The sequence below is a fragment of the Cupriavidus pinatubonensis genome, assembly GCF_019602855.1.
Classification (GTDB): Bacteria; Pseudomonadota; Gammaproteobacteria; order Burkholderiales; family Burkholderiaceae; genus Cupriavidus; species Cupriavidus pinatubonensis.
The window spans coordinates 2,246,204-2,260,001 of record NZ_CP080767.1 but is presented as its reverse complement, the minus strand read 5'-3'; the positions used below and the strand labels follow the sequence as shown (position 1 = coordinate 2,260,001).

Genomic DNA, 13,798 nt, shown 5'->3' with positions numbered 1-13,798 from the left:
GATGGCGCCGGTTCTCGAAGGCCTGTGCAAGTACGAGTCGCTGATTGACGGCACGCTGGGGCTCGAAGACATCGCTCTGATGAACGACGCGCTGGCCGTCCGGGCCGACAACCAGGCGGCCGCACGCCGCATCTTGGAACAGCAGAATGGCCCAAAGTACCGTCATCCGTGAATTCCTCGTCGCCCTCGGCTTCAAGGTCGACGAGAAGGGCCTGAAGAAGTTCAACGATGGCGTCGAGCAGGCGACCAAGGGCGTCAGGCAGCTGGTCACCACCATTTCGGCGTCGGCGCTGGCCATCAGCGTGGGCGTGTCCGCACTGGCGTCGAAGCTCGAGAACCTGTACTTCGTCTCCAAGCGGACCGGCGCCGCGGCCAGCAGCCTGAAGGCCTTCGACTTCGCCGCGCGCAACCTGGGCATCTCGACCGAGACCGCCTTTGGCGCGGTGGAGAGCCTGGCAAAGTTCCTGCGGAACAATCCGGCAGGCGAGGGCTACCTGGCCACGCTGGGCGTGCAGACGCGCAACGCCAACGGCGAGCTGCGCGACACGGTCGACATCCTGGCCGACCTCGGGAAGGAACTGGCGCAGAAGCCGACCTGGTTGGCGAGCCAGTACGGCCAGACGCTCGGCATCGACGAGAACCTGCTGCTCGCGATGCGCGACGGCGATTTCGCCAAGTTCATGCAGCAGTACCGGGAGATGTCCCGGACAAATGGCCTGGACAAGGCGACAGAGGATGCCCACGAGTTCATGATCGCCCTGCGCGATCTGGGCACCACGTTCGAGAACTTCGCGATCCGCCTCGAAGGCGCGCTGCTGCGCAAGATCGGCCCGCAGTTGGAGAAGTTCCGGCGCTGGTTCGACGAGAACTCGCCGGCCATCGCCGACCGCGTGGCGACCATTGCCAGCGCGGTGCTGTCGGCCGCCGCCGCGATGGGGCCGCCGCTGCAGTGGATCGCCGACAAGTTCATCGAGCTGGACAAGGCCACGGACGGCTGGTCAACGCAGCTCCTGCTGCTGGTCGGCGTCTTTAAGGTGCTGGGCGGGTTCCAGATCATTGCCGGCATCTGGAAGATGGTGGCGGCGGTGCGCGCGCTCGGCGCGGCCAATGCCGCAGCCGCTGCTGCTGGCGGCGCGGCGGGTGCGGGTGGCGCTGCGGCCGGTGCTGGTGCGGCTGCCGGCTGGATGTCCCGCTTCCTGCCGTGGGTCGGCCGCATCGCGGGCGCGGCCGGGCTGGCGCTGTACAGCGGCAATCTGAACGAAGGCGAGCAGGCGGAACTGGATCGCCGACGCGCAGCTGCTGGCCAGCGCCCGGCCGGAAACTCCGACGGCGCCGGAGGACCACGGCCACAGGCCGGCAAGCAGGCGGCATTCGATGCGGTGGCCTTCTTCCAGCGCATGGGATGGAACCACGAGCAAGCGGCTGGCATTGTTGCCAACCTACGGCACGAAAGTGGTCTGAACCCGAGTGCAGTGGGTGACAGCGGCAAGGCCTATGGCGTAGCGCAGTGGCATCCGGATAGGCAGGCGAACTTCAAGGCCTGGTCGGGCAAGGACATCCGCGATTCGTCGCTGATGGAGCAGCTGCAGTTCGTGAACTACGAGCTGACGCAGGGCGCCGAGCGCCGCGCAGGCCAGCTGTTGCGCGCGGCACAGAATGCGCAGCAGTCGGGCGAGATCGTGTCGCGGTACTACGAGAGGCCGGCACAGGCCGACGCAGAGGCCGCGCGCCGCGGGGCTACTGCTGTCGACCTGCAGCAGCAGACGAACATCAACGTCTACGGTGTATCCGACCCGGCCGCTGCGGGCCGCGCAGTATCCGACCAGCAGCGCCAGGTGAACGGCGACATGGTGCGCAACATGCAAGGAGCGTTCTCGTGATTGTCGACATGATCACCTTCGTGCCAAAGCGGCTCGGCAGCATCACCATCCCAGTGACCTTCGAAGAGGCCTACCAGGACGAGCTGCAGATCACCGAGCATCCGGTCGAGAAGGGCGCGGAGATCAACGACCACGCCTTCAAGCGCCAGCCCGAGGTAGTGATCAAGTGCGGGTGGAGCAATGCTGACCTGAAGGCGCTGGCCGGCACGCTGCAGGCCATCTTCGTGGGCGGAAGCCTGCCGACAGCTGACTACATCAGCACCGTCTACTCGCAGCTGCTGGCGCTGCAGGAACTGCGCGAGCCGTTCGACGTGGTCACGTCGCTGCGCCAGTACGACAGCATGCTGTTCAAGTCGCTGGGCGTGGTGAAGGACCAGAAGACGGGCCTGGCGCTGTCCGTGACGGCCACGCTGAAGGAAATCCGCATCGTCCAGACGCAGGCGACTACGCTACCGCCGCGCGAGAACCAGGCCGACCCGGCGGCCACGGCCGAGACCCAGAACACCGGCGTCAAGGCCGCGACCCCTGCCACGCCGGCGCCGGGTGGCTCAGTACCACCGACGAGCATGTGATGCCCAATTTCTTCGAGATCCCGCTGTCGCCGGTGCCGCAGCGCTTCACGATCACGCTGGGCGCCGTGGATTACCGCCTGACGGTCCAGTACCGGAAGGCCGGCGGCGCCGGCTGGGTGCTGGACATTGCCGATGCGAATAATACGCCGCTGGTGTCCGGCATCCCGCTGGTGACCGGCACGGATCTGCTGGCGCAGTATCGGTACCTCGGCTTCGCCGGCCGGCTTTGGGTCCAAGGCGCGGCCAATCCGGACGATGTGCCGACATACGAGGATCTGGGCATCGGCTCGCATCTCTACTGGGTGACGGACGCATGAGCACGCCGCAATTCGGCCGCAAGGTCTCGCTGATTCTCGGGCAGGACTCCGGCGATGCGCTGGACCTGTCCGAGCTGCGCTTCCGCTTCAATGTCAGGCGCGGCGACCTGCAGACACCGAACTCGGCCCGGATCCGGGTCTACAACGTGTCGGCAGACACCGCGCGCCGGGCGCAGAAGGAGTTCTCGCGCGTCGTGCTGCAGGCCGGCTATGCAGGCAACTTCGGACTCATCTTCGACGGCACGATCAAGCAGGTGCGCCGCGGCCGGGAAAGCCAGACGGACACGTACCTGGACATCACCGCCGCCGACGGCGATTCGGCCTACAACTTCGCCGTGGTGAATACCACCCTGGCGGCCGGCTCGACGCCGGCGGACCACGTAGCGGCGGCGTGCACGGCGATGAACCCGTACGGGGTGACGCAAGGATATCTGCCTGAGCTTCCTTCCAATCCGCTGCCGCGCGGGAAGGTGATGTTCGGCATGGCGCGGGAGTTCATGCGATGGACGGCGCGCACGTGCCAGACCGTATGGAGCATCCAGGACGGCAAGGTGATCATGGTGCCGGAGACGTCCTATATGCCGGGCGACATCCCGGAGATCACCGCCGAGACCGGCATGGTGGGCTTGCCTGAGCAGACCCAGAACGGCATCACAGTGAAGATGCTGCTGAACCCCAGCATCAAGATCGGGCGGCTGATCTGGATAAACAATGCCAGCGTGCAGCAGTACGAGTACAGCCTGAATGTCGGGCAGCAGGCCCAGAACGAGCGCATCGAGCAGCAGGCGAAGCTGCAGGACGACGGCTACTACTACGTGATGATCGCCGAGCACGAGGGCGACACGCGGGGGAACGACTTCTACACCGATGTGATCTGCCTGGCGGCGGATGTGACAGTGCTGCCGGACAACTTCAAGGACAAGGCCACGGTGCCGCCCGACAACGTGATCAAGAAGTTCGGCTAGCGGCCGTACGTGGGCAGCGCCTTGATGGTCATGGTCGTGCGGTCCTGCTGGACATCGGCGCGGGCCAGTGCGCTCATGGCGATGGTCTTGGTCGGCAGGTTCGGCACGACGATGACTGCCTGACCGTCGATGGTTTGCCCCCAGCAGCCAATGTCCCAGCGTCCGCCGAAGGACGCGTAAGCGCGCATGTCCTTGGCATTGACCAGCGGCAGTTCGCACTTCCGCTTCAGATAGAGCACCGTCGGGAATGGATTGTTGACCGTCTCGCCAACCTTCATGCCGCCGAACGGGTATACGAATGCTTCCTCGGCGCTTGCTGCTGTGGCGGAGGCCAGCGCCGCGATCAGTACCAGCTTCTTCATTGCGATCACCATGGATAGACGAGAGCGGGTTGACGATCCCGAGGTAGCGCTTCGGGAGGCGTTCGACGGGCTGCGCGCGGGCATATGGACCGCGCTGCCAGGCATCATCCAGAGCTTCAACGACGATGCCATGACGTGCGAAGTGCAGCCGACCATCAAGGTGCCGGTGCGCCAGATCGACGGCTCGATCGTGACGGTCGCACTGCCGCTGCTGGTGGACTGCCCGGTGCAGTTCCCATCCGGAGGGAATTGTAGTCTGACCTTTCCCGTCAAGCTTGGCGACGAATGTCTGGTGGTCTTCGCCAGCCGCTGCATCGACAGCTGGTGGCAGTCTGGCGGCGTGCAGGAACAGGCCGAGCTGCGCATGCACGACCTGTCCGATGGGTTCGTGCTGCTGGGCTTCCGGTCCAAGCCGCGCGCGCTGACCGGCATCAGCACCAGCACCACTCAACTCCGCAACGACGCGGGCGACACGTACGTGGATCTGGACCCGGCCGGGAAGATCGTCAAGGTCAAGGCTCCCGGCGGCATCACGCTGGACGCCCCGATGGTGACCATGACCGGCGCGATCGCCGTGCAGAACAGCGGCGGCGCTGGCACGGCATGCGCGATCACCGGTAACACCGCCTTCACCGGTCAGGTGCGCGCGAACGGCAAGCGGATCGACGATAGCCACACGCACAGCGGTGTGCAGCCGGGCGCGGGCAACACGGGCACGGTCAACTGAGGATTCCCATGCGGTATCGGAAATTGGACGCTGATGGCGACTATGCCTTCGGCGGGCAGCAGGCCGACTTCTACAAGGACAGCCCGGATGCCATCGGCCAGGCCGTGCTGACACGGCTCCGGCTCGCGCGCGGCGAGTGGTTCCTGGACACGACCGAGGGCACGCTGTGGGACCAGGTGCTGGGCAAGTACACCGGCGGCACCTATGACGCGGCGATCCGGCAGCGGATTCTCGGCACGCAGGGCGTGCGCGAGCTGGCGGCCTATTCCAGCACCCTGAACAGCGAGACGCGCGCGCTCAGCGTGATGGCGACGATCAACACCATCTACGGCACCACCACCGTTCAGGCGACACTCTGATGGCCATCACCACGACCGCACCGACGATCGATGCCAACGGCATCACGGCGCCGACATACGCCGACGTGCTGGAATACCTCAAGGACCAGTACCGGGCCATCTACGGGCCTGACGTGTATCTGGAGGGCGACAGCCAGGACGGCCAGCTGCTGGCGGTATTCGCGTCGTCGATCAACGATGCCAACTCGGTGGCCATTGCAATCTACAACTCGTTCAGCCCAGCCACTGCGCAGGGCACCGCGCTGTCCAGCAATGTCAAGATCAACGGCATCGCACGGCACGCTTCGTCTTACTCGACGGTGGATCTGCTGCTGGTCGGCCAGGCTGGCACGACGATCACCAACGGCATTGCCAAAGATGCAAACGGCGTGAAGTGGGCTCTGCCTGCGAGCGTCGTTATCCCGCCGGCGGGCCAGATCACAGTAACCGCGACATGCCAGACCATCGGCGCTGTTTCGGCGCCGGCAGGCAGCATCATCCAGATCGGCACGCCGACTCTGGGCTGGCAGACGGTGACCAACCCGACAGACGCTGCCGAAGGCGCGCCGGTGGAGACAGACCCCGCGCTGCGCCAGCGCCAGACCATCTCGACCGCGCTGCCATCGCTGACGGTGCTGGACGGCATCATCGGCGCCGTGGCCAGCCTGCCCGGCGTGACGCGGTGGGCTGCCTACGAGAACGACACGGACGCGACGGATGCCAACGGCATTCCCGAGCATTCGATCTCGCTGGTGGTGGAGGGTGGCGACTCGACGGCCATTGCCACGGCCATCGCAAACAAGAAGACGCCTGGCGCCGGCACGTACGGCACCACGTCCGTCGTGGTGTTGGACGTCTACGGGCGGCCCATCACGATCCGGTTCTATCGACCGTCGAACGCAGCGATCACCGCAACGGCCAACATCAAGGCGCTGGCGGGCTATAGCACGCAAACCGCGGACGCGATCAAGCAGGTCATCGCCAACTACGTGAACGGCGTAGCCATCGGCGGCGGCCTGTCCGGCAGCGTGGAGTGGGCGGACGCGATCACCGCGGCGAACAGCGTGGGTGGCGGGACGACATTCAAGCTCACCGGCCTGACACTGAGCGGCCCGGGCGGCCCCGGCGCGCCTGACGTCGCGCTGGCCTACAACCAGGCGGCGTCGTGCACGCCGGCGAGCATCACTCTCAACGTGACCTGACATGGCAGACCTCACCGATTACACTGGCCTGATCACGTCGGAGCACAACCGGCGGCCGAAGTTCATGGCCGTGGTGGAGGCTCTTGCAAGGCCGATGGTCACGCTGCAGGACCTGCTCGGTGGCATGCCGGACGCCTTCGATCTCGATCAGGCTGTAGGCGTGCAGCTCGATGCCGTCGGACTGTGGGTTGGCATCGGCCGCCGCGTGGCCACGCCGCTGACCGGCGTCTACTTCTCGTTCGACACGGCGGGCGTCGGCTTCGATCAAGGCAACTGGAAGGGGCCGTTCGACCCGGACACCGGCCTGACGCTGCTGGACGACGACACCTTTCGGCTGGTGCTGCGCGCTAAGATCGGCGCGAACCACTGGGACGGCACGCTGGAATCGTCTGCGGCGATCCTGAACAGCATCTTCAACGGCGGCACATACGTCTTCATCCAGGACAACCAGGACATGTCGATGACCATCGGCGTGGCTGGGAAGGTTCCTTCGGCCGTCTTCCTGGCGCTGCTTGAGGGTGGCTACATTCCGCTCAAGCCTGAGGGCGTGCGCATCAACGTTGTGATCGTCACCTCAGCCGATGGCGCGCCGATCTTCGGCTTCGACATGAACAACAACTTAGTGGCTGGTTTTGATACCGGCGCCTGGGGCACACCTCTGTAAGGACCATCAATGGCAACGAACGATTTTCTGGTGTTCGGCGGCGGTGCCGGCGCCAACGTCATCACGCAGGTTACCTACTCGGGCCTGGCCGCGCGCACGGCTGGCTTCTCGTCGGGTGTCGCGCAATCCGCCCAGCTCAACAAGGTGTGGCGGCAGTCGAGCATCATGTCGGCGGTGCTTGCGCAATTCATCGCTGACAACACCGGTCTGGATGCGCTTGACGACGGTACTACCGCAACGCTGCTGGCGAACTTGAAGACTGCCACGACGGGCCGTCTGATCAATGTTCAGGTGTTCACGTCGAGCGGCACGTACACGCCGACGTCAGGCACGAAAAGTGTCATCGTCGAAGGAGTTGGCGGCGGCGGTGGCTCTGGTGGAACCGCCGCTACTTCTGGCGTACAAAGCGCAGTTAGTCAGCCTGGTGGCTCCGGAACATATGCGAGGGCGCGATTTACATCTGGATTCACTAGTGGTCTAGCCGTGACGATCGGGGCGGCCGGATCGGCGGGAGCGGCAGGCGCAAATAATGGTGGGTCGGGCGGGACAACTTCATTGGGAGCCATATTCTCTTGCCCCGGTGGGGTGCTAGGGGCGGGTGGTTCCGTGGTAGGGAGTGCCGCCGCGACACCAGCGGGCGGGCGTGCTTCGGGGGCGACGATCTCTGGTGCTGCGCAGACACTGGCTAGTGTTCCGGGGCAAGGAGGAAGCGTCGGATGCAATGTCGTCCCGGCAAGCTCCGTCACGATGGGAGGCACTGGCGGCAGTAATCCGCTGGGTACTGGAGGTCAAGGTAACGCAGCCGGTGCTGGTTATGGAGCTGGTGCTGGAGCGCAAACTGCGGGCGTTTCGACATCCGCTCAAGCAGGATTTGCAGGCCAGCAGGGTGTCTTGATCGTCTACGAATACGCTTAGGGAGCGAGCAAATGTACGCAATCGTAGAAAATGGCGTGGTGATCAACACGGTGGTTTGGGACGGAAAAACGGAATGGGCGCCACCCCAAGGAACATCGCTCGTTGATGTTGGCGATTTGCTAGGAGTCGGAATAGGTTGTATGTACGATGGAAAAAACTTCACGGCGCCCGCCGTTGAGTCGGCGGGCGCATAAAGCATTTCAGGGATGGGAGGGGTTCTTAGCGGACGCTTCCAATCGGGCCTAGTGGGCAGAATTGATCGCCGGAGCTCGACAACGCGTAGAACTTGATGCCGTTCCATGTCGATGTTCTGGCGTAGCCGAACCATCCGAGATTCTGATTGAAAGACTGAGACAGCCATTGTTCGGCGCGCTCACTCTTTCGGGTGCTTCGCGCCGCCCCGACGATGTGATTCGTCGAGTCAACAGCGATCACCGTCGTTGCTGGCTTGTGTTCATTTGACATCCACGCCCAACCTGAGATGCTGGCGGAACCTCCCGGCACGTCGTAGTAGCGGGGAGAATCAGCGCTGACGGGGTTCATCGCCTCAACTTCTCCACGGCAGCTGGTTTCCTGGCGAGTGGAAAAGAATAGCGACGCATCGTCATCCATGCGGAACGGAAAATAGGAATAAACGCCGAGGTTGTGGGCGCGGGCATGGTGCATGTATTCGGGCACTTCGCTTTCGCGATCGTCAAGCGCCCGAACCGCGTCCCGGTTGTTGACTTGCACGAACCCGGCAAGCGCGGCTTCCAATGTGCCGTTGCGCGCCTTCTCCCAGAGTCTTTCTTCCCGGCTTGCGCCAGTCAGTGTGAGTGCGACCATGATCGCCAGGGCGGACACCATCGATTCTGGAGCGAGGCGGCGGAAGGGGCTGCCTTTGTCTAACAGGACGCCTGACAGCACGGCATACGTGCCAAGCCAGGCCATCGATGCAAACGAGGCGTATTTCTTGTTAAGAGCTTCGAGTATGCCGAATTGAGCGCGCGCTAGGCCGCCAGCAAGACTTGTGATGATGACGGCAGTCAAAAGCATGAATCCGAACACGGCAAGGCGGCCACCGAGACCGGGCCGCAAAAACCTTGCGATTGCGAACGCGATAGCGGTAGCGAAGATGAATGCTCCGATTGAGGCGGCAACGTAAGGTGAATCGCTCCACGTGAGGAAGCTTGCGGGCCACGGATCAACGCGCGTGAATGTGCCGCCGAGATACATCAGCGAGAACTTAATAATCAGAAGCGGGTTGTGCGTTCGCGCGCCATTGGCTGGCGTGATGGCCAGCATGATTGCAACGTGCAAGATTGCCAGGCCGATCAACGCGAATGTCAGTGGCCGCCTCCACCGGAGAATCACGGCAGTGGCAGCCGAGGCCAGCAACACAACTGGTGAGTTGCCCAGCGTGAAAGTCGCCGCGCCGGCCAGCGCTAGCAGCACGAAGACCAATCGACCATGATCGGCGCGCGTCGGATTGTCAATCGCAGATGCTGAGCTGACGGCAAGGGCCGCACCGACACAAATCGCCGTCATAAAGCCAAATTGAAGCTGAAACGGAACGATCAGCGTGTACAGGAAGTTCGGGTTGATGAAAAACACGAGCATCAGCGGAAGCAGCGCCAGCTTTTGCAACCGCCCTTCAAAAATTCCACTACGCGTGAACGCGACCCATGAAATGACAGCCGCAAGTGCTTGCAGCAAGTTCGTCGCCAGCACCTGGCCGTACTCCCTTCCACTCAGGAAGCGCTCATCTAGAAACGAGATGAGTCGCGTAGTGAAAATGCGGTGCTCATTGTGCGGCGATACCATGTACGCGATGAAGGACTTGATGTCGGTCATCGCATGGTGCATGCGCACGTGGTCGAACATGTCATCGTACCAAGGGACGGCGAACAGATTCCTTGTTTCCCACCACACCGTTTGAAAAACGATGAGCGCTGCGAAAGTGGCGCCGAATGCAAGTAGTGCGGGAGTTAAAAATTCACGGTCAACAACGTTCGATGACCTAACAGTTTCTTCTCTTGTGAGCGGTTGATCAATCATTTCGGTGTTTGTATCGCTAATAGATAGGCGGGCACGCCTCATTGGTGAGTGGTGGCCATCAATCTTGTCGGTCTCAACATGACCCTTCATGGGAAATTTCCCTCCCTGCGAGCTAATGGTTATTGGTCGAGCGGCAGTATAGCGCGCCCCCTTACCGGCTCACTAACGGTCATTTCACCGAAATTTCTACGCCCCGCCTCGTGCGGGCATTTTCTATTTCCGAGACGCCCATGTCATTCACAAATCCCAGTCTTCTGCCCGGCGGGCAGAACATGGCCGCCTTCCTCGACATGCTTGCCTGGTCCGAAGGCACTAGCAACAGCCCTACGACGAAGTGCGACGGGTACGACGTGATCGTCACCGGGATCGATAAGAAGCCGGAAACCTTCACCGATTTCTCGGCGCACCCATTCTCGCGCGGCCGACGGTCCAAGGTCATCAACAGCCGCGGCCTGACGTCGAATGCAGCCGGTCGGTACCAGCACATGCTGAAGGATTACGCGTACTACCGCGAGCTGCTGAAGCTTCCCGACTTCGGGCCGGCTTCACAGGACAAGTGGGCCGTGCAGCTGATCCGCGAGCGCGGCGCGGTATCGGACATCCAGGCCGGATGGCTCTCTGCGGCCATCAGCAAGTGCCGAAACATCTGGGCCAGCCTGCCGGGTGCCGGCTACGGCCAGCCCGAACATCGATTCGACGCCCTCAGGGCGCAATACCTGCTGCATGGCGGCGTAGACAACGGGGTTCAACAATGAGCGACGAAGTCGTAGTGGTTGCAGCGAAAGTCGGTGGCGCGGCAGCGCTGGGCTCGGCGATCGCTTTGAGGTTCATTCCGGGGAATTGGTGGCAGCGCCTGCTCTCGTTTGTCGGGAGTCTGGGGATCGGCTGCCTTGTCGGCGGCTTTGCTGTGGAGCGGTTCGGCCTGGTGGCCGGCAGCTACACGCACATGCTCGCAGTTGCTGCGGCGGCGGTGTTCGGTCTGGCCATCGTGAACAACGGGATGCAGCAGATCCCGGAGATCTTCGCCGCGTTGCGCAGGAAGACCCTGGGGAGCTGACCCATGCTGATGACGATCAACCTGGTGGCTAACGCCATCATTTGGGGCGGCTCGATCTGGGCCGTGCTGACGCGGAAAGTGCCCAACCGGACCGGGGGTGCCATTGTGCTCCTGCTGGTCAATTTCGCTGCGCTCGGGAACATGGTCAGCCCCTGGTACTGCCACAGTGAACCCGAGATCGGGCTAAACGTGGCCATGGCATTGGGCGCGCTTTGGGGCGTCTGGCGCCTAGAGCTACGGCACCTTGTTAAGGGGAGGATAGCTTGATCCCACTACCACTACTAGCCAATTTCCAGTGGCGTGTGATCGGCGTAGCCGCACTAGCCGCTGCGATCTTTGCTGTCGGCTGGACGGCCAACGGCTGGCGCAAGGAAGCCGAGATCGAGCGCGTGAAGACGGCCAGCACACAGGACGATCTGGTCAGCGCTAACAAGGCCATCGAGAACATTGGCATGGCCATTGACACCATCCGCGCCAGGGCCGACGAATTCAACGTCACCCAGACCGCCCTCAGCGCCAAGGTGGACGCCGCTGTGAAGGAATTTCGAAATGCGAAGAAGCCTCTGCCTTTGGATTGCCGCCCTGACGATTTCAGGATGCGCAAGTTGTCCGACGCCGTCGAGGCAGCCAAGCAAGCCGCCGCCGCTCGATAGCGCGCTGGCCGCGCCGTGCCGGGTTCCAGACGCCCCGGCCGCCGCAGACTATGACGTTTGGCAGGAATGGGTGATGGGGGACTTGCTAAAGGCGCTGGGGATGTGTGCGGCCAAGCACAGCAAGACGGTCGAGGCGTGGCCACACTAAAACAGCCGGCGTGGCAAGCGGGTAGAGCTACGCCGCTTCGAGTTCAACTTGCGAAGGTTACCAGCCGATGCCCGAAGAAATTGACCACGGCCCCAATGCAGATGGCCCCAAAGTGGCCAATATTCTCAGCCATTGCCCGATCAACAACGCCCATGGCGGTCAGCATATGGGCGAAGATCACTGCGGTCGCCACCACTGATAATAGGCCAACAGCGTTGGTCAGGACGAATGGCAGAACCTGGGTGTGTGCATGGCGATCAGTTGGCGGGAATGCCCAATTTCGGTATAAGAAAAATCCGAATACCATGCCTATCATGTAAGCAACAATCACTGCCAATGTGAATGGCATTAACAGTGATAAGCCCCATCGTGATAACCAATTAACACCCGACGCTAAGCTGCCGGCAATCAGAAACCTAAACGCAGTCTTCATCGTCTTGCTTCATCAATTCGTATGAGGCCGCCTGCGCAGATTGTCAGGGCGCATGTCATCAGTGGCAGAAATTCACTGTAAAGACGAATCTCGGTGATATTTCCAAGAATCCAGGTCGGCACGAGCAGTATTGTTGAGAATGCCGCAGTGAACTTTGCTTTCGATGGAAGAAAGCGCCAAACAAACGGTAAATATAAGAAGAAGCCGAACCCGATGCAGATGAGTTGCTGGCGGTCTCCCCATAGCGTGTAGATGCGCTTGAGGTTTGCCACGATGCGCAACTGGCCGTCCTCGTACATCGGGCCCGACACCATGTCGATTGCGTTGCCATCCCACGCCTTCAAAAGAACGGCCCGGACGCACAGCGCTACGATCGCAGCGATGACGGTCGGCAAGAGGATCGACAGTGCTTTCGCTGAAAAATCGCGTTTCGCCATGACTTCAGCTGCTCTTATCGCGAACGCATGCACGGTCGCGATAATGATCGTTTCTCGATTTACAAAAAACACGCCGGCACAGATTATCCCGGCGATCCACTGAGCGGGTGTGTTACCGCAAAGTAGAAGCACCGTGATCAGATAGAAAAGCAATGCCGGTGTGTCATAGATGTAGTATGGCGAAAACACATTAGGCAAACTGTAATGCGCGAGCATTACCAAGGTGAAACTGGCAATTAGAAGCGGCTGTGTCGACCGTGGGCACCCGAGCCTTTCGTAGAACTTGCTCAGCAGATATACGATCGGGAACCATAGGGCGAAAGCATACGCAAACCTGAAACCCACAGTTTCCGCGACCTCGCCGCCTACTAACTTATAGACAATCCATGCAGCCAGAACGCGAGGCTTGTAAGGCCAAAAGGATTGTAGAGTCGCAAGTGCCTCGACGCGTGTTGGGGGGCCAGGGTTGTTCGAGTGAATCGCGTATGTGAGCGAAAATATTAGCCCACAGATGAAAATGAATACCGCCCCGCGATAGTCCCGTTCGTTAAGAACAACTGCTCTAACGGCCTCTTCTTCTTGTTGCTGAAAGCGCACACACCCTCCGTCTCTGTGCGAAAAATATCGCAAATTGTCTCACAACAGAAGAATGTCATATGAGAAGAAGTGGTGGCATGCTCGTTGAGCAGCCCCCCACAAGCGGGGGGCAGCGAGTTAGAGCGTCTTGTTCAAGGAGCACGACAAGCCGCCGATGTTCTGCATCGCCGTCGCGCCAGCTTTCAATACGCGGGCCCGAGATGACCGAACCGCGCGAGGACCAGGCAAATCGGGTGGCCAGTGCAGTCACCTTCTTTTCCTTGGCCCCCCTTAGGCAATGGCGTCGGCCTGCGTGTCGAACGTCTCGCGGCCGTGGCCGCCCTCGGTCTCGACGGCCCAGCGGTCGTCAGCGGGAACCACATGAATGTCGTGTCCAGGCATGCTGTCTCCTGCATGGTTATGCTGACAGCCTGTGCGCACGGCGCAGACGGCTGTATCAGGCGCCGTCCGACAGCCAGGAGAAAAGGGGTTCGATATACTGTATGTATATACAT

20 protein-coding genes are annotated in these 13,798 nt (G+C 61.8%); 15 read left to right on the top strand and 5 right to left on the bottom strand.

The window, feature by feature from the left end:
- The first annotated feature begins 1 nt into the window (after position 1).
- Genes K2O51_RS22965 through K2O51_RS22945 form a run of 5 tightly spaced genes read left to right on the top strand, consistent with a single transcriptional unit; the run spans position 2 to position 3,734 of the window.
- Positions 2 to 172, top strand: a complete 171-nt coding sequence (locus K2O51_RS22965) for a DUF6889 family protein (protein WP_220630775.1) — start codon at positions 2 to 4, stop codon at positions 170 to 172.
- A complete protein-coding gene (locus K2O51_RS22960; RefSeq protein ID WP_220630774.1) occupies positions 147 to 1,880 on the top strand; it encodes a phage tail tip lysozyme in 1,734 nt (577 codons plus the stop codon). The genes K2O51_RS22965 and K2O51_RS22960 overlap by 26 nt, the downstream gene beginning before the upstream one ends.
- Entirely contained in the window at positions 1,877 to 2,452 is a 576-nt protein-coding gene (locus K2O51_RS22955; protein ID WP_245001869.1) for a phage baseplate protein, read from the top strand. The genes K2O51_RS22960 and K2O51_RS22955 overlap by 4 nt, the downstream gene beginning before the upstream one ends.
- Positions 2,452 to 2,769, top strand: a complete 318-nt coding sequence (locus K2O51_RS22950; RefSeq protein ID WP_220630773.1) for a phage baseplate plug family protein — start codon at positions 2,452 to 2,454, stop codon at positions 2,767 to 2,769. The genes K2O51_RS22955 and K2O51_RS22950 overlap by 1 nt, the downstream gene beginning before the upstream one ends.
- Complete coding sequence (locus tag K2O51_RS22945) at positions 2,766 to 3,734, top strand: phage protein (RefSeq protein WP_220630772.1); 969 nt, start codon at positions 2,766 to 2,768, stop codon at positions 3,732 to 3,734. Before K2O51_RS22950 ends, K2O51_RS22945 begins: the two co-directional genes overlap by 4 nt.
- Here the strand turns inward: K2O51_RS22945 and K2O51_RS22940 are convergent.
- A complete protein-coding gene (locus tag K2O51_RS22940; RefSeq protein ID WP_220630771.1) occupies positions 3,731 to 4,096 on the bottom strand; it encodes a hypothetical protein in 366 nt (121 codons plus the stop codon). The genes K2O51_RS22945 and K2O51_RS22940 overlap by 4 nt on opposite strands.
- A gap of 10 nt (positions 4,097 to 4,106) precedes the next feature.
- On the opposite strand from K2O51_RS22940, the gene K2O51_RS22935 reads away from it, so the two are divergent.
- Genes K2O51_RS22935 through K2O51_RS22910 form a run of 6 tightly spaced genes read left to right on the top strand, consistent with a single transcriptional unit; the run spans position 4,107 to position 8,136 of the window.
- On the top strand, positions 4,107 to 4,823 hold the full coding sequence (locus tag K2O51_RS22935) for a Gp138 family membrane-puncturing spike protein (protein ID WP_220630770.1): 717 nt from the start codon (positions 4,107 to 4,109) through the stop codon (positions 4,821 to 4,823).
- A gap of 8 nt (positions 4,824 to 4,831) precedes the next feature.
- Entirely contained in the window at positions 4,832 to 5,182 is a 351-nt protein-coding gene (locus tag K2O51_RS22930) for a contractile injection system sheath initiator (protein WP_220630769.1), read from the top strand.
- Positions 5,182 to 6,363: a baseplate J/gp47 family protein gene (locus K2O51_RS22925; RefSeq protein WP_220630768.1), complete on the top strand. Its 1,182-nt coding sequence runs from the start codon at positions 5,182 to 5,184 to the stop codon at positions 6,361 to 6,363. Before K2O51_RS22930 ends, K2O51_RS22925 begins: the two co-directional genes overlap by 1 nt.
- Position 6,364: 1 nt before the next feature.
- A complete protein-coding gene (locus K2O51_RS22920; RefSeq protein ID WP_220630767.1) occupies positions 6,365 to 7,027 on the top strand; it encodes a DUF2612 domain-containing protein in 663 nt (220 codons plus the stop codon).
- Positions 7,028 to 7,036: 9 nt separating this feature from the next.
- Entirely contained in the window at positions 7,037 to 7,942 is a 906-nt protein-coding gene (locus K2O51_RS22915) for a hypothetical protein (RefSeq protein ID WP_220630766.1), read from the top strand.
- 11 nt (positions 7,943 to 7,953) lie between these two features.
- Positions 7,954 to 8,136, top strand: a complete 183-nt coding sequence (locus tag K2O51_RS22910; protein WP_220630765.1) for a hypothetical protein — start codon at positions 7,954 to 7,956, stop codon at positions 8,134 to 8,136.
- Positions 8,137 to 8,161: 25 nt separating this feature from the next.
- On the opposite strand, the gene K2O51_RS22905 is transcribed toward K2O51_RS22910, so the two are convergent.
- Positions 8,162 to 10,069, bottom strand: a complete 1,908-nt coding sequence (locus K2O51_RS22905) for a hypothetical protein (RefSeq protein WP_220630764.1) — start codon at positions 10,067 to 10,069, stop codon at positions 8,162 to 8,164.
- A 182-nt stretch (positions 10,070 to 10,251) separates the two neighbouring features.
- Between K2O51_RS22905 and K2O51_RS22900 the strand changes: the two genes are divergently transcribed.
- Genes K2O51_RS22900 through K2O51_RS22885 form a run of 4 tightly spaced genes read left to right on the top strand, consistent with a single transcriptional unit; the run spans position 10,252 to position 11,689 of the window.
- Positions 10,252 to 10,734, top strand: coding sequence for a glycoside hydrolase family 24 protein (locus tag K2O51_RS22900; RefSeq protein ID WP_425332986.1), 483 nt, complete (start codon positions 10,252 to 10,254; stop codon positions 10,732 to 10,734).
- Positions 10,731 to 11,036: a hypothetical protein gene (locus tag K2O51_RS22895; RefSeq protein WP_220630762.1), complete on the top strand. Its 306-nt coding sequence runs from the start codon at positions 10,731 to 10,733 to the stop codon at positions 11,034 to 11,036. Before K2O51_RS22900 ends, K2O51_RS22895 begins: the two co-directional genes overlap by 4 nt.
- 3 nt (positions 11,037 to 11,039) lie before the next feature.
- Complete coding sequence (locus tag K2O51_RS22890; RefSeq protein WP_220630761.1) at positions 11,040 to 11,303, top strand: hypothetical protein; 264 nt, start codon at positions 11,040 to 11,042, stop codon at positions 11,301 to 11,303.
- A gap of 35 nt (positions 11,304 to 11,338) precedes the next feature.
- The gene (locus tag K2O51_RS22885) at positions 11,339 to 11,689 is read left to right on the top strand and encodes a hypothetical protein (protein WP_220630760.1); all 351 of its coding nucleotides are present in this window, start codon (positions 11,339 to 11,341) and stop codon (positions 11,687 to 11,689) included.
- A gap of 191 nt (positions 11,690 to 11,880) precedes the next feature.
- Here the strand turns inward: K2O51_RS22885 and K2O51_RS22880 are convergent, their stop codons facing one another.
- The 3 genes from K2O51_RS22880 to K2O51_RS22870 form a co-directional block, all read right to left on the bottom strand.
- Positions 11,881 to 12,270, bottom strand: a complete 390-nt coding sequence (locus tag K2O51_RS22880; RefSeq protein WP_220630759.1) for a GtrA family protein — start codon at positions 12,268 to 12,270, stop codon at positions 11,881 to 11,883.
- The gene (locus K2O51_RS22875; RefSeq protein ID WP_220630758.1) at positions 12,267 to 13,304 is read right to left on the bottom strand and encodes a hypothetical protein; all 1,038 of its coding nucleotides are present in this window, start codon (positions 13,302 to 13,304) and stop codon (positions 12,267 to 12,269) included. The genes K2O51_RS22880 and K2O51_RS22875 overlap by 4 nt, the downstream gene beginning before the upstream one ends.
- A 270-nt stretch (positions 13,305 to 13,574) precedes the next feature.
- Positions 13,575 to 13,685: a DUF2188 domain-containing protein gene (locus tag K2O51_RS22870; protein ID WP_220630757.1), complete on the bottom strand. Its 111-nt coding sequence runs from the start codon at positions 13,683 to 13,685 to the stop codon at positions 13,575 to 13,577.
- Positions 13,686 to 13,798: the final 113 nt, after the last annotated feature.

Bases quoted from the DNA above. Each gene is read 5' to 3' on its own strand.
- K2O51_RS22910 (WP_220630765.1), top strand. From the start codon at position 7,954: ATGTACGCAATCGTAGAAAATGGCGTGGTGATCAACACGGTGGTTTGG.
- K2O51_RS22920 (WP_220630767.1), top strand. From the start codon at position 6,365: ATGGCAGACCTCACCGATTACACTGGCCTGATCACGTCGGAGCACAAC.
- K2O51_RS22880 (WP_220630759.1), bottom strand. From the start codon at position 12,270: ATGAAGACTGCGTTTAGGTTTCTGATTGCCGGCAGCTTAGCGTCGGGT.
- K2O51_RS22870 (WP_220630757.1), bottom strand. From the start codon at position 13,685: ATGCCTGGACACGACATTCATGTGGTTCCCGCTGACGACCGCTGGGCC.
- K2O51_RS22895 (WP_220630762.1), top strand. From the start codon at position 10,731: ATGAGCGACGAAGTCGTAGTGGTTGCAGCGAAAGTCGGTGGCGCGGCA.
- K2O51_RS22900 (WP_425332986.1), top strand. From the start codon at position 10,252: ATGGCCGCCTTCCTCGACATGCTTGCCTGGTCCGAAGGCACTAGCAAC.
- K2O51_RS22945 (WP_220630772.1), top strand. From the start codon at position 2,766: ATGAGCACGCCGCAATTCGGCCGCAAGGTCTCGCTGATTCTCGGGCAG.
- K2O51_RS22935 (WP_220630770.1), top strand. From the start codon at position 4,107: ATGGATAGACGAGAGCGGGTTGACGATCCCGAGGTAGCGCTTCGGGAG.
- K2O51_RS22960 (WP_220630774.1), top strand. From the start codon at position 147: ATGGCCCAAAGTACCGTCATCCGTGAATTCCTCGTCGCCCTCGGCTTC.
- K2O51_RS22965 (WP_220630775.1), top strand. From the start codon at position 2: ATGGCGCCGGTTCTCGAAGGCCTGTGCAAGTACGAGTCGCTGATTGAC.
- K2O51_RS22930 (WP_220630769.1), top strand. From the start codon at position 4,832: ATGCGGTATCGGAAATTGGACGCTGATGGCGACTATGCCTTCGGCGGG.
- K2O51_RS22915 (WP_220630766.1), top strand. From the start codon at position 7,037: ATGGCAACGAACGATTTTCTGGTGTTCGGCGGCGGTGCCGGCGCCAAC.
- K2O51_RS22950 (WP_220630773.1), top strand. From the start codon at position 2,452: ATGCCCAATTTCTTCGAGATCCCGCTGTCGCCGGTGCCGCAGCGCTTC.
- K2O51_RS22925 (WP_220630768.1), top strand. From the start codon at position 5,182: ATGGCCATCACCACGACCGCACCGACGATCGATGCCAACGGCATCACG.
- K2O51_RS22905 (WP_220630764.1), bottom strand. From the start codon at position 10,069: ATGAAGGGTCATGTTGAGACCGACAAGATTGATGGCCACCACTCACCA.
- K2O51_RS22940 (WP_220630771.1), bottom strand. From the start codon at position 4,096: ATGAAGAAGCTGGTACTGATCGCGGCGCTGGCCTCCGCCACAGCAGCA.
- K2O51_RS22890 (WP_220630761.1), top strand. From the start codon at position 11,040: ATGCTGATGACGATCAACCTGGTGGCTAACGCCATCATTTGGGGCGGC.